Raw genomic sequence first — 17,465 nt, 5'->3', positions numbered from 1 at the left:
ACGCCTCAGCGCCATGGCCCGCCGTCCGCTCCGGTCCCGGCTGCTCCAGCCCCTGCAGGGGATCCTCACGGTGGGTGTGACGTTTGGCGTGACGGTGAGCTTGGCCATGGTCGTGGCGGTGGTCGTTGCAGCGGGCGTCGCGGTGGGCAGCCTCACGGCCGGTGCCCTGCCCGCCTGGGCCGCGTTCTCCGGGGTCGACTACACCCTCACCAACCAGAACGAGCAGGACTTCAGCGGCCAGGACCTGGCGAACACCTCCTTCGCGGGGGCGGCGGGGCGCCACGCCGACTTCTCCGGCGCCAACCTGCACGGAGCCATCCTCACCCAGGCGGCCTTCCCCGAGGCCCGCTTCGTGGGGGCAGACCTCAGCGGCGTGCTGATGGACAAGGTGGACTTCAGCGGCGCCGACTTCAGCGGCGCCGACCTCCGCGGGGTGATCGCCTCCGGCAGCAACTTCAGCGGCGCCACGGTCACCAACGCCGACTTCAGCGATGCCCTGATCGACCGGGCGGACCAGCGCCAGCTCTGCCGTGAGGCGGAGGGCACCCACCCGATCACCGGGGCCGACACGCGGCTCAGCCTCGGCTGCTAGCGCTCCAGCCAACCCCGCAGCTTGCCGGGATTGAGCAGACCGGCCGGGTCGTAGGCGGCCTTGGCCGCCACCTGGTCCGCATCGACCACCCCGAGGCCGCCGTCCTCGACGGTGACCACGTGGGGGTTGAAGACGAAGGCCCCCAGCTCGCGGCAGTGCGCCAGGAGCGCCGCCAGACTCTCCGGTCCACGCCAGCGCAGCAGGGGCAGGGCCGCCAGCCGCGCCGCGCCCTGCTGCCGCACCGCCTCGAGGTGCCAGAGCAGGTCCTCCCCCCAGCGGGCCCGCAGGGCGTTCAGGCAGGCAGCTTCCGGCTGGGGCAGCAGCATCTGCAGGTAGGTCCAGCCGGCCTGCTGGGCCCGCCAGTGGAGGGTGGTGTGGTTCCAGGTGAGCTCCCGCAGCGGCAGGCCCCGGCTCTGGCCCTGGGGCGCCTGCCAGCGCAGGATGCCGCCCCGCTCGGCGAGCCAGGACGGCAGCACCTCGAGGGTGTCGGGCGCGGCCAGCAGCAGCAGGCGGTGCTCGCCGGCGGCCGCGGCAGGACACCCGGCCGGCCAGGGGGAGCGGGCCGCGATCGGGGCCTCCAGCAGGCTGAGGGCATTGAGCACCAGGGCCGTGGCGGGCAGGGCCGCAGCCGCCGCCAGGGCCCGGTCCCAGGCGTCGAATCCCACCACCAGCTGCTGCCAGGGCACGGCCTCGGTGGTGGGCAGACGCAGGGCCGTGAGGATGCCGTTGGTGCCGTAGGCATGGTTGAGCGGCGCGCTGCCGGTGGCATCCAGCCGCAGCAGACGGGGTTCGGGCTCCAGGGTCACGACCTCGAGGCCCAGCAGGTTGCCCGGATCGCGCAGGAAGCCCCAGCGCAGCGAACCGATCCCACCGGAGCCCCCGGCGACGAAGCCGCCGATCGTGGCGCTGCGGTAGGTACTCGGCATCAGCCGCAGGGCACGGCCCCGGGGGGCCAGCTGCTGGTCCACCGCCGCCATCAGGGCACCGGCCTCCACCTCCACCACTCCGGTCTCCGCATCGCAGGCGCGTAGCCGATCGAGCCCGGTGAGCTCGAGAACCACCCCCCCGGCCAGGGGCACACACTGGCCGTAGTTGCCGGTGCCCGCCCCCCGCACCGTCAGCGGCACCGCCAGGCGCCCACAGGCGGCCGCCACCACCTGCACCTGCTCCACCGTGCGGGCCCGCACCGCCAGCTGGGCCCGCCGGTCCTGGAACAGCGGCACCAGCACCGGCGAGTAGTCGTGAAAGTCGTGGGAGAGACGCTGCAGCTCGGCGGGCTGGTCCGGCCCCACCAGCTCCAGGCCAGGGTCCTGGTGGACCAGCTCGGCCGCCAGCTCAGCCATCCGGGCCGGATCCGGCCGGGGCGGCAGCCTGGCCTGGTGCGGCAGGGCGGCGTCAGGCACGGGCGGGCGGGGCTCCCAGCCCCTGCAGCAGCGGCGAGGGCTGCTCCGCGGCGGGCGGCTCGAGCCATCGGCCGGCCCGCAGCACGCGCCGGCGGGGAGTGCGGGCGAGCAGGTCGTTCCAGCCGGTGGCGGCCAGCACCACCAGATCGGCCGGGGCGCCCTCACGCAGCACGCCATCCCAGGCCAGCCCCAGCAGCTGGGCCGCCGCCGTGGTGAACGGGGCCAGGCCCTGGCGCAGGGTCGGGATCACGTGGCTGGTGACCACCGCCAGGCGCAGCAGCTCGAACGGATCGAAATCGCCCCCCGGGAACCACGGGTCCTGCACGTTGTCGGCCCCCAGGGCCACCCGCACCCCGGCGCGCTGGAGGCTGCGGATCGGAGCCTGCACCCGCAGCAGCGGGGTGCGGCCGGGGCGACGTCCCAGCAGCCAGAGGTTGGTGAGGGGCAGGGCCACCACCCCGATCCCGGCGGCGGCCACCTGCTCGGCCAGCCGGTCGGTGGCACGCTCGGGAAGCAGGGCGAGGCTGGCGGCATGGCTGCAGACAATCGGCACGCCGCAGCGCTGTTCCAGGGCCAGGCGGGCCACCAGGGACACCCCCCGGCCGGGCTTCACCTCCGCCTCATCGACGTGGAGATCCACAGCGGTGCCGAAGCACTCGGCCCGATCGAGCAGAGCCGCCAGGGCTTCGCGATCGGTCAGGGTCGTGGCGAAGGGGGGCCCCAGCACCCCGCCGAGGCACCCACCCCGGTCGGCCACCCAGCGGGCCAGCTCCTGGCCCTGGGGCGTCAGCCAGTGGGCCAGAGGCGCCAGGGCCACCAGCTGCAGATCCACCCGGCCGGCCCAGCGCTGGCGCAGCTCCAGCAGGGCCTCCCAGCTGGCCAGGGCCGCCGGCCCGACGCTGTCGACATGGCTGCGGATGGCCCGCAGGCCCTGGCTCCAGGCGAGCCGCAGGGCACGCTCGCCGCGCTCCAGCACCTGGGCCGCGCTGCGCCGGCCGTATTCCTCCTGGTTGCGGGCCAGGGCGCCGGCCATGGTGCCGCCCCAGTTGGGATGGGCCGGTGCGGAGAAGGCCTTGTCGAGGTGGGCATGGGGTTCCACCAGCGGCGGCAGGGCGAGCGGCAGGGGCTCGGCGAGGTCCTGCGGCGGCAGCGGGGCCAGGGCCGTGATCCTCTCGCCGGCCCAGCTCACCGCCAGGGGAACCAGACCCTCGCCATCCACAGGCCCCAGCCCCTCCAGCCGGGCATCCACCAGGGCGCGGGGCACCCGCAGCCGCAGGGTCTGGACCGGTGGGTGGCTCATGGGGCGGATTCACCACCACGGACCAGGATGAACTGACCGGCGATCCCCACCACCGTGGTGCTGTAGCGCGGCACCTGCCAGGACAGCACCCGCTGGCCCCCCAGATCGCTCTGGTAGACGCTGAGCAGACCCAGGTTGGTGCGCCGGGTCTGCTGGCTCACCACGGCGCCGATCGCCTGGCGCTGGGAGGCCACCAGCTCCCTGCAGTTGGGCAGGGCGAGCCGCAGCATCGTGGGGAGCGCGTCCCCATCGCAGAACTCGCGCGAGATCTCACCGACCAGACGCCCCGCGGCATAGTCGGCGAACTCCGCCGGGTCAGGGTTGCTCCAGGCCAGGGCGCCTGCGGCGACGGCCAGCAGCACCGTGCCGCCGAGCCAGGGCGAGTGCCAGGGAGAGGGAGCGGCGGAGGTCAGACCGGATCCTGGGCGCGACAGCTGAGCCAGGTTGGCACCGAACGGGTGGATCGCAGCGGCGGGCCTGAGCACGGGTTGGTACATTGGCGCGGACCACGGCGGGCGTAGCCAAGTGGTTAAGGCAGCGGCTTGTGGCGCCGCCATTCGGGGGTTCGAATCCCCTCGCTCGCCCTCTTTTTCCTGCCGGCCTCATCAGGTGTCCGGCCAGGTTTCCAGACCCAGGCCATCGAAGAGCGCGGCCGCCCCCTGCCGCACGGGATCCGCGCAGGGCAACCCGGTGGCCGCCGCCGTGTCCGCCATCGCCTGCCGGGCCTCCGCCTCGCCGAGCCGTGCGGTGTTCAGGGCGATGGCGCGCACCCTGGGGCGCTGACCATCGGAGCGGCCCAGGGCCGCCAGGGCCTCCACCGCGGCGATCAGCTCGCCCAGCGGGGGCAACGGCAGCTCGGGCAGTCCCTTGATGTGCCGCTGGCCGGCACGGTGCACCAGCAGCAGTTCGGTCGGTTGGCTGCCCCGGATCAACGGCAGGGTGGCGCTGGATCCCGGATGGCACAGGGAGCCCTGCCCCTCCACCAGCACCAGCCCGGAGGCCGGCAGCCCGCGCCCCGCCGCCAGCACGGCAGCCTCCACGGCCCCGGCGGCGTAGTCGACGCGCACGGCATCGAGCGGCACACCCCGGCCGGAGATCAGGATTCCCGCCTGGCCCGTGCCCACAAAGCGGGCCGCCACCCCGCGCCGGCCCGCCTCGGCGAACAGCTCCAGGCAGGCGCTCATCTTGCCCACCGCCATGTCGGACCCCACGGCCAGCAGGCGCCGGCAGGGGAGCGCGGCGGCCCGGGCCGCCGCCACCACCAGGCCTGCCGGCTCCTGCCGCAGATCCCAGATCCACGCCCCATCCCGCCGCAGGGCGGCCAGTTCGGGGTCGTCACCGATGCGGCTGTGCAGCCCGCTCGCCACCGAGAGACCCGACCGCAGGGCGACGGCCAGATCGGCCCGCACCTCGGGGGGCAGCTGCCCCCCGGACGGGGCCAGGCCGACCACCGCCACCTCGGGGCCGTAGGGGAGCGCCTCGGCGAGGGAGGCCACCACGGGCACGGAGCGGTCGATGCCGCTGAGTTCCTTCACCGTCCGCCCGGCGCCGGTCGGATCCACCACCGCCACGATCGGCCCCGGCCGGTAGCGCAGCATCGCCAGGCCGGTCTTGCCGGAGAGGTTGTCCATGCCGCCATGCAGCAGCAGCACCAGGGGCGCCGCGGGATGGAGGGGGGCGATCAGGTCCTCCATGGGGCCACCTCGACTGGGCCACTTTCCATCAGAACGGCTCCAGCCAGGCGTCTGGGGCGGACATCCCCAGGCCGGCGCCGCAGGGCGGCAGCAGCTGGTCAGCGCGGCGCTCCAGCCCCGAGAACGGATCGTCCACCAGGTTGAGGTGGCTGTCGAGATCGGGCCAGCGCACCAGGGGCAGCAGCTGGGCCGCGGCCCCGTTCAGCAGGGACCCATCGGAGTAGCAGCCGAGCATCACCCCGAGATCCAGACGGCGGGCGACCTGGGCCATCAGCAGCCCCTCCGCCAGACCGCCGCACTTCAGCAGCTTGATGTTGATGCCGTCCACATGGGGGGCCAGGCGGAGCAGGTCCGCCAGGTTCCAGCAGCTCTCATCGGCCACCAGGGGAATCGGGCAGACGGGGCGCAAAGCCGCGAAGCCGGCCGCATCCGCATCCCCATCCAGCAGTGGCGGCAGGGGCTGCTCCAGCAGCACCACGCCGCGTTCCGCCAGCACCGGCGCCATCGCCCGGGCGGTCTCCAGGCTCCAGCCACCATTGGCATCCACCTGCAGCTCACAGGCCACGCCGGTGTTCTGCCGCCGCTGCTCCAGGGCCATCACCACCGCGTCGAGCAGGGCGAGGTCGTGGGCCACCCCATCCGGACTGCCCAGCTTGAGCTTGATTCGCGTGGCCGGCAGCTGCTCCCACCAGCGCTCGAGCCGCGCCAGCACCACCGCCGGTTCGCCCAGCCCGAGGGTCACGCTGGTGGCGACACAGGCTGCCGGATCCAGGCCCCAGAGCCGCCAGAGCGGAACCCCGAGCCGCTGGCCCAGCCAGTCCTGCAGGGCCAGATCCACGCCGCAGCGGGCCGGGGGGGACAGCGGCGCCAGCAGGGGCTCGAGGGCCTGGAACGCGGCCGGCGAGCATCCGTCCAGCCGGGGCGCCAGCTGCTCCAGTTCCCAGGCGATGGTGGCCGTGTCATAGCGGCGATGGCCCGTGTCCAGCCCGCCGGTCTCGCCGATCCCCCGGATGCCGTCGTGCTCCAGCACCACCAGCAGGTGGTCCACGGCGTGGGTGGTGCCGCGGCTGATCGCCAGGGGCACGGCCTTGGTGAGGGGGAAGCGACGCAGGTGGCAGCGCATCGGATCGGCGGGCCCCAGCCGGGCGGGGTGGCTCCGTCACGCTGGCATGGGCCGGCTGCCCTGGAACCCGACCCGCGATGCCGGAAACTGGTGCCATGACGGCGACCCAACCCAGCGCGCCCCCCGCCCTCGGCGGCCCGGGGCGCGGCAGCTACTGGATCACCACCTTCGGCTGCCAGATGAACAAGGCGGATTCCGAGCGCATGGCCGGGATCCTCGAAGGCATGGGCTACCGCGAGGCGAACGCTGAGCTGGAAGCCGATCTGGTGCTCTACAACACCTGCACGATCCGCGACAACGCGGAACAGAAGGTGTACAGCTACCTGGGCCGTCAGGCCCAGCGCAAACGGGCCAACCCCCACCTCACCCTGGTGGTGGCGGGCTGCGTGGCCCAGCAGGAGGGGGAATCGCTGCTGCGGCGCGTGCCCGAGCTGGATCTCGTGATGGGCCCCCAGCACGCCAACCGGCTCGACACCCTGCTGGGGCAGGTGGAGCAGGGGCAGCAGGTGGTGGCCACCGGCGAGCACCACATCCTCGAGGACATCACCACCGCCCGCCGCGACAGCCAGGTGTGCGCCTGGGTGAACGTGATCTACGGCTGCAACGAGCGCTGCACCTACTGCGTGGTGCCCTCGGTGCGCGGCCGCGAGCAATCCCGCCTGCCCGAGGCCATCCGCCTGGAGATGGAGGGGCTGGCCGCCCGGGGCTTCAGGGAGATCACCCTGCTGGGGCAGAACATCGATGCCTACGGCCGCGATCTGCCGGGCATCACCCCGGAGGGCCGCCGGCAGCACACGCTCACCGACCTGCTGCAGGCCGTGCACGACGTGGAGGGGATCGAACGGATCCGCTTCGCCACCAGCCACCCGCGTTACTTCACCGAGCGGCTGATCGACGCCTGCGCCGATCTGCCCAAGGTGTGCGAGCACTTCCACATCCCCTTCCAGAGCGGCGACGACGCCGTGCTCAGGGCGATGGCCCGCGGCTACACGGTGGACCGCTACCGCCGCATCATCGAGCGCATCCGCAGCCGCATGCCCGACGCCGCGATCAGCGCCGATGTGATCGTGGCCTTCCCCGGCGAAACCGACGCCCAGTACCGCCGCACGCTCGAGCTGGTCGAGGAGATCGGCTTCGACCAGGTGAACACCGCCGCCTACTCGCCGAGGCCCAACACCCCCGCCGCCGACTGGCCGGACCAGCTGAGCGAGGCGGTGAAGGTGGAGCGCCTCCAGGCGCTCAACGCCCTGGTGGAGCGCGTGGCACGCCAGCGCAGCGAACGCTACCGAGGGCGCGTCGAGCAGGTGCTGGTGGAGGGGATCAACCCCCGCGACCCGGCCCAGTGGATGGGCCGCACCCGCACCAACCGGCTCACCTTCTTCGGCGCCCCCCTCCCGGAATCGGGCCGGGATGGTCGCGGACTGGAACCCGGCGATCTGGTGAACGTGTCCATCGAGGAGGTGCGCGCCTTCTCCCTGAGCGGCACACTGGCCTGAGTTCCAGCCCGGCCGGCACCCGCGCCCCGATGACCCCCGCCCCGAGCCCCAAGCCGATCCGGGTCGGTCTGATCTTCGGGGGGGCCTCCGGGGAGCATGCGATCGCCATCCGCTCGGCCATCACCGTGGCCGGCGCCCTGCGGGAGGGCGCCAACGCCCACCGCTATGCGGTGAGCTGCTTCTACATCGACCGGCGCGGCCGCTGGTGGGGTCCGGATCTGGCCGATGCCGTTCTGGCCCAGGGCACCCCGGCCAGCGAGGAGCAGCTGGCCACAGGGGGCGATCGGGGCGGTTTCCAGGGCTTTCCGCCGCACGCCCTGGCCATGGAGGTGTGGTTTCCCGTTCTGCATGGCCCCAACGGAGAAGACGGCACGATCCAGGGACTGTTCAGCCTGATGCAGGTGCCCTTCGTCGGCTCCGGGGTGCTGGGCTCGGCGGTCGGCATGGACAAGCAGGCCATGAAGGCCGCCTTTGCCGCCGCCGGCCTGCCGCAGGTTCCCTACGCCTGCGTGAGCGAAGCCCAGCTGAAGCGTGATCCCGAGGGGCTGCTCGATCGGCTCGAAGGCGATCTGGGCTATCCCTGCTTCGTGAAGCCCGCCAACCTGGGCTCCTCGGTGGGCATCAGCAAGGCCACCGACCGGGCGTCCCTCCGGGCCGGCCTGCTGGCCGCCGTCCAGCTCGATCCCCGCGTCGTGGTGGAACAGGGGGTGACCGCCCGGGAACTCGAGTGCGCCGTGCGCGGCGGCGGCCCCAGCCCCCTGAGCGCCTCGGTGCTGGGGGAGATCCTCTTCGATGCGGACTGGTACGACTACGACACCAAGTACAGCGAGGGCAAGAGCCACACGGTGATCCCGGCCCAGGTGCCGGCGGCGATCGCCGACCAGGCGCGCCGCATGGCGCTGCAGGCCTGCGAGGCGGTGAATGCCTCCGGGCTGGCCCGGGTCGATTTCTTCTACGCCGAGGCCTCCGGATCCCTCTGGATCAATGAGATCAACACCCTGCCCGGCTTCACCAGCCAGAGCATGTACCCGATGCTCTGGGCGGCCACGGGTGTGCCTCTGCCGACCCTGGTGGATGCCTTGATCCAGGGGGCGAGAGAGTGGCAGTCTTCCCCCCCGGATGGAGGCGCATCGGTATGAGTCACGGGCTGCTCTGGCTGCCGCTGCTGCTGGTGTTCGTGCTGCTCACCACCCTCGGGTGGCTGGAGCGACGCCGTCAGCATCTCTTCCGCGAGTGGGCGGAGGGCTCCGAACTGGCCAAGCTCGATGGCTGCGGTGCGGCCCGGCTCCTGGATGGCGTCCTGAGCTGGAGCAGTTTCGAGGCCGGCAAACTCGTGGTGCGCGACAGCTTCGTGATCAAGCAGCTGGAGCTGGTGGAGCTGCTGGCGCTGGGTTCCGGTGAGGCCCCCCTCACCGAGGAGGCCCAGGGGGCCTGCCGTCTGCGCCTCGTGGGCGGCGGCCAGCAGAAGGACCTCCCCTTCTCGGACGCGGAGCGGGCCCGTCGCTGGATCGACGAGCTGATGGCCCGCTCCCGCTGCGAGCTGTGAGCCAGACCCAGACCCGTCCGCTTCCCCCCGGGGCCGAACGGCGGCGCCAGCTGCGCCAGCAGCGGCGCCGCGAACGGCTGCGCAACCTCTGGCGCCTGCTGGTGTTGGCGGGGCTGGCGGCGGCTCTGGGTTACGGCCTGCTGCGCCAGGGCTGGACCCTCACCGGCCCGGAACAGGTGGAGGTGCTCGGCAGCCGGCAGGTGAAAGCCGATCAGGTCATCCAGGCGGCGAAACTGCGGTTTCCCCAGACGCTGCTCGGCCTGGAACCCCGCCGGATCGCCGACGAGCTCGCCGCGACCCTGCCCGTCGAGCAGGTCCAGGTGATCCGGTTGATGGCCCCGCCGCGCCTGCGGGTGACCCTGGTGGACCGGGAGGCGGTGGCCCGCGCCCAGCGCCGCACCCCGCGCGGGATGGAACAGGGCTACGTGGACCGCCTCGGCCAGTGGATGAACAGCAGCCAGGGACAGCTGCTGAATGGCGAGGAGGCCGCCGGACTGCTGGTGAAAGGCTGGCATCCCCGGCACCGCGCCGCCCTCACCGAGGTGCTGGAGCAGCGGGCCAGCCTCGGCAAGGACCTGCTCGAGATCCGGTTCGAGCCGGCCGGAACCCTCTGGCTGCGCAGCGCCAGCCTGGGCGACGTACGGCTGGGCCCCGCCGACGCCCAGCTCAAGCGTCGCCTCAATGTGCTGGAGCACCTGGTCAAGGAATTGCCGCCCCAGCTCAAGGGCCGTCAGCTCAGGAGCCTGGATCTCAGCGATCCCGAACAGCCCGAACTCGCCATCGCCGGTCCGGCACCCACTCCGGCCAAGAGCCCCTGACGGGCCCCGGGCGGAGCGGTCCCGGCCAGGGAGCCCGGAAGGTCAGGGCGAGCCCATCGAAAAGGTTCAGAGCAAGCCCATTCGAGCGCTCAGTGCCAGCAAACCAGCAAAACACGCCAGGCAGCGGACTCAGGGAGCCTCACTGCGGACATAATGCTGCGCAGCTAACCGGTAATCCTGCCCCATGGCGCAAGACGACGGCACTTTGTTCGAGCCGCCGATCCATACCGGTATCTCCACCTTGAAAGCTGAAGGCTTGACCGCCAACGGTGCCTCCCTTCACAGTGCCGTCATGACCCAGAGCTCCCCCACCCCTGCGGGCATCGTTCCGAGCCAATCGGCCCGCATCGAGGTGATCGGAGTGGGTGGTGGAGGCAGCAATGCGGTCAACCGGATGATCGCCTCGGATCTCCAGGGGCTGGGCTACCGGGTGCTGAACACCGATGCCCAGGCCCTGTTGCAGTCAGCGGCGCAGAAACGCACCCAGCTGGGTCAGAAGCTCACCCGTGGCCTCGGAGCCGGCGGCAATCCGGTGATCGGCCAGAAGGCGGCGGAGGAATCGCGCGCCGAACTGCAGGAATCCCTCGAGGGAGCCGATCTGGTCTTCATTGCGGCCGGCATGGGGGGTGGCACCGGCACCGGGGCCGCCCCGATCCTGGCCGAAGTGGCCAAGGAGGTCGGCGCGCTCACCGTGGGGATCGTCACCAAACCCTTCGGCTTCGAGGGCCGCAAGCGGCTGCGGCAGGCCGAAGAGGGCATTGCTCGGCTGGCCGAGCACGTCGACACCCTGATCGTGATCCCGAACGACCGGCTGCGTGATGCCATCGCCGGCGCCCCCCTGAACGAAGCCTTTCGCGCCGCCGACGACGTGCTGCGCATGGGGGTCAAGGGGATCAGCGACATCATCACCAAACCCGGTCTGGTGAACGTGGACTTCGCCGATGTGCGCTCGGTGATGTCCGATGCCGGCACAGCGCTGCTGGGGATCGGTGTGGGCTCCGGCCGCAGCCGCGCCCTCGAGGCCGCCCAGGCCGCCATGACCAGCCCCCTGCTCGAGTCCGCCCGGATCGATGGGGCGAAGGGCTGCGTGATCAACATCAGCGGCGGCAAGGACATGACCCTGGAGGACATGACCACGGCCTCGGAGGTCATCTACGAGGTGGTCGATCCCGATGCCAACATCATCGTCGGGGCCGTGGTGGACGAGCGCCTCGAGGGAGAGATCCACGTCACCGTGATCGCCACGGGGTTCGACGGCGGCACCGCCTACCGCACCGAGCGGCCCGCGGTCAGCTTCACCAGCGCCACCGCCTTCAACCCCCAGCCGGAAGAACGCGGCGCCAAGATCCCCCCCTTCCTGCTCAACCGTCAGGGCAGGGGCTCCGACCAGGACAGCTGATCGGCCCCGGGAGCAGCCCTGGAAGACCCCACAGGATGTGCCCCCTGACCATCCCCACTCCTGAGTGGTGAGCTCCCGATCCGCGCCGTCAGTTCCCGGGTCGTCAGTTCCCGGGTCGTCAGTTCCCGCGGGGTGAGCCACGGATGCGGCTGAGCGCCCGGCTGAAGAGGGTGACCCGGAATCCACGCCTGCCCCGAGCATCCCGTGTGGCTGCTCCCTTCCGGTCCTGACCAGATTTGGGCGTCAGGGCCGCGTGGGTCCGAGTCGCGTGGATGCTAGCAATGGCCTCCCCGCCTTCCGAGCACCGTGCCCCTGCGCCCTGCCGATCTGGCCCGACGCAAGCAGGCTGGCCTGCCGATCAGCGTGCTCACCGCCTGGGACGCCCTGTCCGGCGCGCTGGTCACCGAGGCCGGCGCCGATGCGGTGCTGGTGGGGGATTCCCTCGCCATGGTGGTGCTGGGCCACCCCACCACCCTGCCGGTCACGCTCGACGAGATGCTCCACCACTGCCGTGCCACCGCACGGGGGATGGCCAGTGCCTGCTCGAGCGGCCAGGAGCCTTTGCTGATCTGCGATCTGCCGTTCCTCACCTACCAGTGCAGCGCCGATGACGCCGTGGCGGCGGCTGGGCGGGTGCTCAAGGAGACCCCCGCCGCCGGCGTGAAGCTGGAGGGCGCTGAACCCGAGACCCTGGCCGTGATCGATCGGCTGGTCCGCAGTGGGATCCCCGTGATGGGGCATCTGGGCCTCACCCCCCAGGCGGTGCATCGCACCGGCTACCGGCGACAGGGCAACGACGCGGCCAGCCGCCAGCGGCTGCTGCGCGACGGCCGCGCCCTGGAGGAAGCCGGCTGCTTCGCCCTGGTGATCGAACACGTGCCGGCCGACCTGGCCGGTGAGCTCAGCCGCAGCCTGAGCATCCCGGTGATCGGCATCGGGGCCGGGGAGGACTGCGACGGCCAGGTGCGGGTCACCGCCGACCTGCTGGGCCTCACCAGCCGCCAGCCGCCCTTCAGCCCCCCGCTGATTCCGGGCCGCAGCCTGGCGGTGGAGGCCCTGCGTCGCTGGCTGGCATCCCAGCCCCATCCCACCAGACCAACAGCTCCCGCAACACCGCATTGCTGAGCGCCAGGCCGGCGGGATCGCTGAGTCGCCATCGCGAACCCTCCACCAGCAGCAGTCCGCGCTGCAGCCACGGCCGGAGCCGTGCCGCCAGGGCAGCCAGCGCCCCATCCACGGCTGGGGGGTCCAGACCGGCCTCCTGCAGCAGGCGGGGCAGCCTCACCCCCTCCCGGCGCCGAAGGCCCACCAGGAGCCGTTCATCGAGGGGCAGGGCGCCGGCCGGCTGCCGTCCAGGCTGCGCTCCCCCCTGCCCCTCGGCCAGGGCCTCCAGCCAGGCCGCATAGGCCGCACGGGTGCGGGGGCGCGCCTGGCGCCGGCCGTCGGGGGCTGCCGTGGCCCCGAGTCCGAAGCCCCACCAGCCGGCGCCGCTCCAGTACACCCGGTTGTGCCGGGAGGCATGGCCGGGGATGGCGTAGTTGGAAATCTCGTAGTGCCCGTAGCCGGCGGCTTCCAGCTCTGACCAGGTGAGCTCCATCAGATCGGCGGCGAGATCGGGATCCGGCAGCTCCAGCTCACCCAGGGCCTCGCGGCGGGCGAACACGGTGCCCGGCTCGATCGTGAGGTCGTAGACCGAGAGGTGGGGCGGCTCCAGGGTCGCGGCCTGGCGCAGCTGCTGACGCCAGGCTGCGAGGGTCTGGCCCGGCACCGCCTGGATCAGATCCAGACTCCAGCTGCGCAGCGCCCCCCGGGCACGGGCCTGGGCCAGCCACCCCGCCGCCTGCCGCAGGTCAGCCCCGCGGTGGCGGCGGCCCAGGTCCAGGAGCACCGCATCATCGAAGCTCTGGCCTCCCAGGCTCACGCGGTTGACGCCAGCCGCCAGGTAACCGGCCAGCCGTTGCCGGTCGAAGCTGGCCGGATCCAGTTCGAGGGTGATCTCCGCCGCGGCCGCCAGGCCGAACTGTCCGTCCAGATCCTCCAGCAGGGTGCCCACCTGGGCCGGCTCGAGCAGCGAGGGCGTGCCCCCGCCGAGGTACACCGTGCTCAGGGGCGGCCCCGCCGGGCCGAGGGCGATCTCCCGCCGCAGCAGGGCGAGATAGGTCGCGATCGAGGCTGCCCCGGGCTGGCCCGGAACGGCGCCGGCCCTGTCACCCAGGGGGACCACGGGAAAATCACAGTAGAAGCAGCGCCGGTGGCAGAAGGGGATGTGGAGGTAGGCACTGCGGGGCGGCCAGGCCAGGGGTTGGCACACCGCGTCTGACGCGCTCAACGGTGCGGGTCCGATCAAGGGCGGTTACCCCCTCCGGCCAAATGTCCCGGTTTCAGGCATGCTGCCATGTGGATTGATCGGGCAGCCACGCAAGGCGGGAATGGTGGACTCCCTCATCCTGATCCTGTTCGTGATCTCCGGCGCCGCCGCCGGCTGGCTCGGCGTCGATCTGCTGCCAGAGCACCTGCTGCTGCAGGTGGACAGGCCCGAGGGCCTGCGCACCGTGCTGGGGGGATTCGGCGCCTTCTTCGGTCTGATCGCCGGCTTTTTTTTCTCCCAGCTGCGGCGGCGGCTCATGCAGCAGGTGCGCAGCATGCCCACCGACCTGCTGATCAGCCGGGCCGTGGGCCTGATCCTCGGCCTGCTGGTGGCCAACCTGCTGCTCGCCCCGATCCTGCTGCTGCCCCTTCCCTGGGAGGTGGTGTTCGTCAAGCCGCTGGCCGCCGTGCTCAGCAACGTGTTCTTCGGCGTGTCGGGCTACAACCTCGCCGAGGTGCACGGCCGAACCCTGCTGCGCCTGTTCAGCCCGGGCAGCACCGAGGCCCTGCTGGTGGCCGAGGGGGTGCTGCAGCCCGCCACCGCCAAGATTCTCGACACCAGCGTGATCATCGACGGCCGCATCCGGGGCCTGCTGGATTCCGGACTGCTGGAGGGGCAGGTGATCGTGGCCCAGAGCGTGATCGATGAGCTCCAGGCCCTGGCCGACTCCGCCAACGCCGAGAAGCGGGGCCGGGGCCGCCGCGGCCTGAAGCTGCTCAGTGAACTGCGCGACCAGTACGGACGCCGGCTCGTGATCAACAGCACCCGCTACGAGGGCAAGGGGGTGGACGACAAGCTCCAGGCCCTCACCGCCGACACCGGCGGCACCCTGCTCACGGCCGACTACAACCTGGCCAAGGTGGCGGAGGTGAAGGGGCTGCGGGTGCTCAACCTCAGTGAACTGGTGATCGCCCTGCGGCCCGAGGTGCAGCCGGGCGATGAACTCCAGCTCAAGATCGCCCGGGAGGGCAAGGAGGCCGACCAGGGGGTGGGCTACCTCGATGACGGCACCATGGTGGTGGTGGAGGGAGCCCGGGACCGCATCGGCGAGCGCCTGCCGGTGATCGTCACCGGAGCCCTCCAGAACCCGACCGGCAGGATCGTCTTCGCCCGCAGCGAGGCGGTGATGCAGCCGGCGGCCGCGGCGGAGGCGGAGGGCGACGGCCACGGCGTCGAGGCTCGGCCCCCGCGCAGGGATCCCGGCAACGGCAAGCGCAAGCCGAGGCCCCCCCGCTAGGCTCCAGCCCAGTGCCTGCCAGGGTCCACGGATGTCGGTGTCAGCCCCCTACTACGGCGATTCCGCCGTGATGCGCACGCCACCACCGGACCTGCCCTCGCTGCTGCTCAAGGAGCGGATCGTCTACCTCGGCCTGCCGCTGTTCAGCGACGACGAGGCCAAGCGGCAGATGGGCATCGACGTGACGGAGCTGATCATTGCCCAGCTGCTCTATCTGGAGTTCGACAACCCGGAGAAGCCGATCTTCTTCTACATCAACTCCACCGGCACCTCCTGGTTCACCGGCGACGCGATCGGCTTCGAGACCGAGGCCTTCGCCATCGCCGACACCATCCGCTACGTGAAACCACCGGTGCACACGATCTGCATCGGCCAGGCCATGGGCACCGCCGCGATGATCCTCAGCGCCGGCACCAAGGGCCAGCGCGCCGCCCTGCCCCACGCGACGATCGTGCTGCACCAGCCCCGCAGCGGCGCCCGGGGCCAGGCCAGCGACATTCAGATCCGGGCCCAGGAAGTGCTGCACAACAAGCGCACCATGCTCGAGATGCTGGCCGAGAACACCGGCAAGAGCGTCGAGGAGCTCTCCAGGGACTCCGACCGGATGACCTACCTCACCGCCGAGCAGGCCAGGGACTACGGCCTGATCGACCGGGTGCTCACCAGCCAGAAGGAGCTGCCGGAGGGCGTGCCGCTCGCCGCCGACCGCAGCCCTGCCGGGATCGGCTGAGCCCACCCAGCCCAGCCGGCTCCAGCCCCGCCCCTTTTCCCCTTTCCATCCCCGACCCGCCGCTTCCAAGCCATGCCCATCGGCACCCCCAGCGTTCCCTACCGCCTGCCCGGCAGCCAGTACGAGCGCTGGGTCGACATCTACACCCGCCTGGGCGTGGAGCGGATCCTGTTTCTGGGCTCGGAGGTCAACGACGCAGTGGCCAATGCCCTGGTCGCCCAGATGCTCTACCTCGACTCCGACGACAATTCCAAGCCGATCTACCTCTACATCAACTCCCCGGGGGGATCGGTGACCGCCGGTCTGGCGATCTACGACACCATGCAGTATGTCAAGAGTGACGTGGTGACCATCTGCGTGGGTCTGGCCGCCTCGATGGGTGCCTTCCTGCTCGGCGCCGGCACCAAGGGCAAGCGGCTCGCCCTGCCCCACAGCCGGATCATGATCCACCAGCCCCTGGGCGGCACCAGCCAGCGCCAGGCCAGTGACATCGAGATCGAGGCGAAGGAGATCCTGCGGATCAAGGACATGCTCAACCACAGCATGGCCGAGATGACCGGCCAGCCCTTCGAGAAGATCGAGAAGGACACCGACCGCGACTACTTCCTCAGCGCCGCCGAGGCCAAGGACTACGGCCTGATCGACCGGGTGATCGCCCATCCCAGCGAGGCCTGAACCAGCCCGGACCGGGGCCGGGCACATGCGTAAGCTCGATCCCTGCTCCCTGCCTGCGCACCTGCCCGGATGGCCCAGCTCTTCTACGACTCCGACGCCGATCTCAGCCTGCTGGAGGGCAAGACGGTGGCCATCATCGGCTACGGCTCCCAGGGCCATGCCCACGCCCTGAACCTCAAGGACAGCGGCGTGAACGTGGTGGTCGGCCTCTACGAAGGCAGCCGCTCGGCCGAGAAGGCCCGGGCCGACGGCCTCGAGGTGCTCAGCGTCGCCGACGCCTGTGCCAAGGCCGACTGGATCATGGTGCTGCTGCCCGATGAGATCCAGAAGGCGATCTACGAGAAGGAGATCGCGCCCCACCTGAGCGCCGGCAAGGTGCTGAGCTTCGCCCATGGCTTCAACATCCGCTTCGGGCTGATCCAGCCCCCCGCCGATGTGGACGTGGTGATGATCGCGCCGAAGGGTCCCGGCCACACCGTGCGCTGGGAGTACCAGAACGGCATGGGCGTGCCGGCGCTCTTCGCCGTGCAGCAGGACGCCAGCGGCAAGGCCCGCGACCTGGCCATGGCCTATGCGAAGGGGATCGGCGGCACCCGGGCCGGCATCCTCGAAACCAACTTCAAGGAGGAGACCGAGACCGACCTGTTCGGTGAGCAGGCCGTGCTGTGCGGCGGGCTGAGCGAACTGGTGAAGGCCGGCTTCGAGACCCTCGTGGAAGCGGGCTACCAGCCCGAGCTGGCCTACTTCGAGTGCCTCCACGAGGTGAAGCTGATCGTGGATCTGATGGTCAAGGGCGGCCTCACCGCCATGCGCGACTCGATCTCCAACACCGCCGAGTACGGCGACTACGTGAGCGGCCCGCGACTGATCACCGCCGACACCAAGGCCGAGATGAAGCGCATCCTGGCCGACATCCAGGACGGCACCTTCGCCCGCAACTTCGTGGCGGAATGCGAGGCCGGCAAGCCCGAGATGAACCGGATCCGCGAGCGCGATGCCCAGCATCCGATCGAGCAGGTCGGCAAGGGCCTGCGCGCGATGTTCAGCTGGCTGAAGGCCGCCTGAGCGGCTGGGGCAGTCGCCC

The 17,465-nt window shown here is 71.5% G+C and carries 17 protein-coding genes, 1 tRNA gene and 1 other RNA gene; 12 read left to right on the top strand and 7 right to left on the bottom strand.

Annotated features, from left to right (window positions below; translation table 11 throughout):
* Nucleotides 1–13 precede the first annotated feature (13 nt).
* The gene (locus ACLD7X_RS01090) at nucleotides 14–592 is read left to right on the top strand and encodes a pentapeptide repeat-containing protein (protein WP_411421591.1); all 579 of its coding nucleotides are present in this window, start codon (nucleotides 14–16) and stop codon (nucleotides 590–592) included.
* Here ACLD7X_RS01090 and ACLD7X_RS01085 read toward each other — a convergent pair.
* The 3 genes from ACLD7X_RS01085 to ACLD7X_RS01075 are packed head-to-tail and all read right to left on the bottom strand — an operon-like array spanning nucleotide 589 to nucleotide 3,792.
* On the bottom strand, nucleotides 589–1,995 hold the full coding sequence (locus ACLD7X_RS01085) for an FAD-binding oxidoreductase (RefSeq protein ID WP_411421590.1): 1,407 nt from the start codon (nucleotides 1,993–1,995) through the stop codon (nucleotides 589–591). The genes ACLD7X_RS01090 and ACLD7X_RS01085 overlap by 4 nt on opposite strands.
* On the bottom strand, nucleotides 1,988–3,295 hold the full coding sequence (locus ACLD7X_RS01080; RefSeq protein WP_411421589.1) for an amidohydrolase family protein: 1,308 nt from the start codon (nucleotides 3,293–3,295) through the stop codon (nucleotides 1,988–1,990). Before ACLD7X_RS01080 ends, ACLD7X_RS01085 begins: the two co-directional genes overlap by 8 nt.
* Nucleotides 3,292–3,792 carry a DUF4359 domain-containing protein gene (locus ACLD7X_RS01075; RefSeq protein ID WP_411421588.1) on the bottom strand — a complete coding sequence of 167 codons (501 nt, stop codon included), beginning with the start codon at nucleotides 3,790–3,792 and terminating at the stop codon, nucleotides 3,292–3,294. Before ACLD7X_RS01075 ends, ACLD7X_RS01080 begins: the two co-directional genes overlap by 4 nt.
* 14 nt (nucleotides 3,793–3,806) lie before the next feature.
* Between ACLD7X_RS01075 and ACLD7X_RS01070 the strand changes: the two genes are divergently transcribed.
* Nucleotides 3,807–3,879 (top strand) — tRNA-His (locus tag ACLD7X_RS01070).
* 21 nt (nucleotides 3,880–3,900) lie between these two features.
* On the opposite strand, the gene ACLD7X_RS01065 is transcribed toward ACLD7X_RS01070, so the two are convergent.
* Both ACLD7X_RS01065 and ACLD7X_RS01060 read right to left on the bottom strand, forming a co-directional pair.
* Nucleotides 3,901–4,989 (bottom strand): N-acetyltransferase DgcN family protein, encoded by a 1,089-nt coding sequence (locus ACLD7X_RS01065; RefSeq protein ID WP_412006742.1) that lies wholly within the window; start codon nucleotides 4,987–4,989, stop codon nucleotides 3,901–3,903.
* A 28-nt stretch (nucleotides 4,990–5,017) separates the two neighbouring features.
* Nucleotides 5,018–6,112, bottom strand: a complete 1,095-nt coding sequence (locus ACLD7X_RS01060; protein WP_411421587.1) for an enolase C-terminal domain-like protein — start codon at nucleotides 6,110–6,112, stop codon at nucleotides 5,018–5,020.
* Between the two features lie 95 nt (nucleotides 6,113–6,207).
* Between ACLD7X_RS01060 and miaB the strand changes: the two genes are divergently transcribed.
* The 5 genes from miaB (at nucleotide 6,208) to ftsZ (ending at nucleotide 11,371) form a co-directional block, all read left to right on the top strand.
* Nucleotides 6,208–7,608: a tRNA (N6-isopentenyl adenosine(37)-C2)-methylthiotransferase MiaB gene (miaB, locus tag ACLD7X_RS01055; protein WP_411421586.1), complete on the top strand. Its 1,401-nt coding sequence runs from the start codon at nucleotides 6,208–6,210 to the stop codon at nucleotides 7,606–7,608.
* A gap of 29 nt (nucleotides 7,609–7,637) precedes the next feature.
* Nucleotides 7,638–8,747: a D-alanine--D-alanine ligase family protein gene (locus ACLD7X_RS01050; protein WP_411421585.1), complete on the top strand. Its 1,110-nt coding sequence runs from the start codon at nucleotides 7,638–7,640 to the stop codon at nucleotides 8,745–8,747.
* A complete protein-coding gene (locus tag ACLD7X_RS01045) occupies nucleotides 8,744–9,154 on the top strand; it encodes a hypothetical protein (RefSeq protein ID WP_411421584.1) in 411 nt (136 codons plus the stop codon). Before ACLD7X_RS01050 ends, ACLD7X_RS01045 begins: the two co-directional genes overlap by 4 nt.
* Nucleotides 9,151–9,972, top strand: a complete 822-nt coding sequence (locus tag ACLD7X_RS01040; RefSeq protein WP_411421583.1) for a cell division protein FtsQ/DivIB — start codon at nucleotides 9,151–9,153, stop codon at nucleotides 9,970–9,972. The genes ACLD7X_RS01045 and ACLD7X_RS01040 overlap by 4 nt, the downstream gene beginning before the upstream one ends.
* A gap of 184 nt (nucleotides 9,973–10,156) precedes the next feature.
* The gene (gene ftsZ / locus ACLD7X_RS01035; RefSeq protein ID WP_412006743.1) at nucleotides 10,157–11,371 is read left to right on the top strand and encodes a cell division protein FtsZ; all 1,215 of its coding nucleotides are present in this window, start codon (nucleotides 10,157–10,159) and stop codon (nucleotides 11,369–11,371) included.
* A gap of 169 nt (nucleotides 11,372–11,540) precedes the next feature.
* Here ftsZ and ffs read toward each other — a convergent pair.
* An RNA gene (ffs, locus tag ACLD7X_RS01030) (signal recognition particle sRNA small type) lies at nucleotides 11,541–11,637 on the bottom strand.
* 40 nt (nucleotides 11,638–11,677) lie between these two features.
* Here ffs and panB point away from each other — a divergent pair.
* A complete protein-coding gene (panB, locus tag ACLD7X_RS01025; RefSeq protein WP_411421582.1) occupies nucleotides 11,678–12,496 on the top strand; it encodes a 3-methyl-2-oxobutanoate hydroxymethyltransferase in 819 nt (272 codons plus the stop codon).
* Here panB and hemW read toward each other — a convergent pair.
* A complete protein-coding gene (gene hemW, locus ACLD7X_RS01020; protein ID WP_411421581.1) occupies nucleotides 12,384–13,700 on the bottom strand; it encodes a radical SAM family heme chaperone HemW in 1,317 nt (438 codons plus the stop codon). The two genes, panB and hemW, sit on opposite strands and share 113 nt — an antisense overlap.
* A 100-nt stretch (nucleotides 13,701–13,800) precedes the next feature.
* Here hemW and ACLD7X_RS01015 point away from each other — a divergent pair, with 100 nt between their 5' ends.
* From ACLD7X_RS01015 to ilvC, 4 genes are all read left to right on the top strand, one after another.
* On the top strand, nucleotides 13,801–14,976 hold the full coding sequence (locus ACLD7X_RS01015) for a PIN/TRAM domain-containing protein (protein WP_411421580.1): 1,176 nt from the start codon (nucleotides 13,801–13,803) through the stop codon (nucleotides 14,974–14,976).
* 31 nt (nucleotides 14,977–15,007) lie between these two features.
* Nucleotides 15,008–15,706, top strand: coding sequence for an ATP-dependent Clp protease proteolytic subunit (locus tag ACLD7X_RS01010; RefSeq protein ID WP_411421579.1), 699 nt, complete (start codon nucleotides 15,008–15,010; stop codon nucleotides 15,704–15,706).
* Nucleotides 15,707–15,778: 72 nt separating this feature from the next.
* The gene (locus ACLD7X_RS01005) at nucleotides 15,779–16,381 is read left to right on the top strand and encodes an ATP-dependent Clp protease proteolytic subunit (RefSeq protein ID WP_411421578.1); all 603 of its coding nucleotides are present in this window, start codon (nucleotides 15,779–15,781) and stop codon (nucleotides 16,379–16,381) included.
* A gap of 69 nt (nucleotides 16,382–16,450) precedes the next feature.
* A complete protein-coding gene (gene ilvC / locus ACLD7X_RS01000) occupies nucleotides 16,451–17,446 on the top strand; it encodes a ketol-acid reductoisomerase (protein ID WP_411421577.1) in 996 nt (331 codons plus the stop codon).
* Nucleotides 17,447–17,465: the final 19 nt, after the last annotated feature.

This window comes from Aphanothece microscopica RSMan92 (assembly GCF_046613545.2).
Lineage (GTDB): Bacteria > Cyanobacteriota > Cyanobacteriia > PCC-6307 > Cyanobiaceae > NIES-981.
This window is presented reverse-complemented; position numbering and strand designations above follow the sequence as displayed.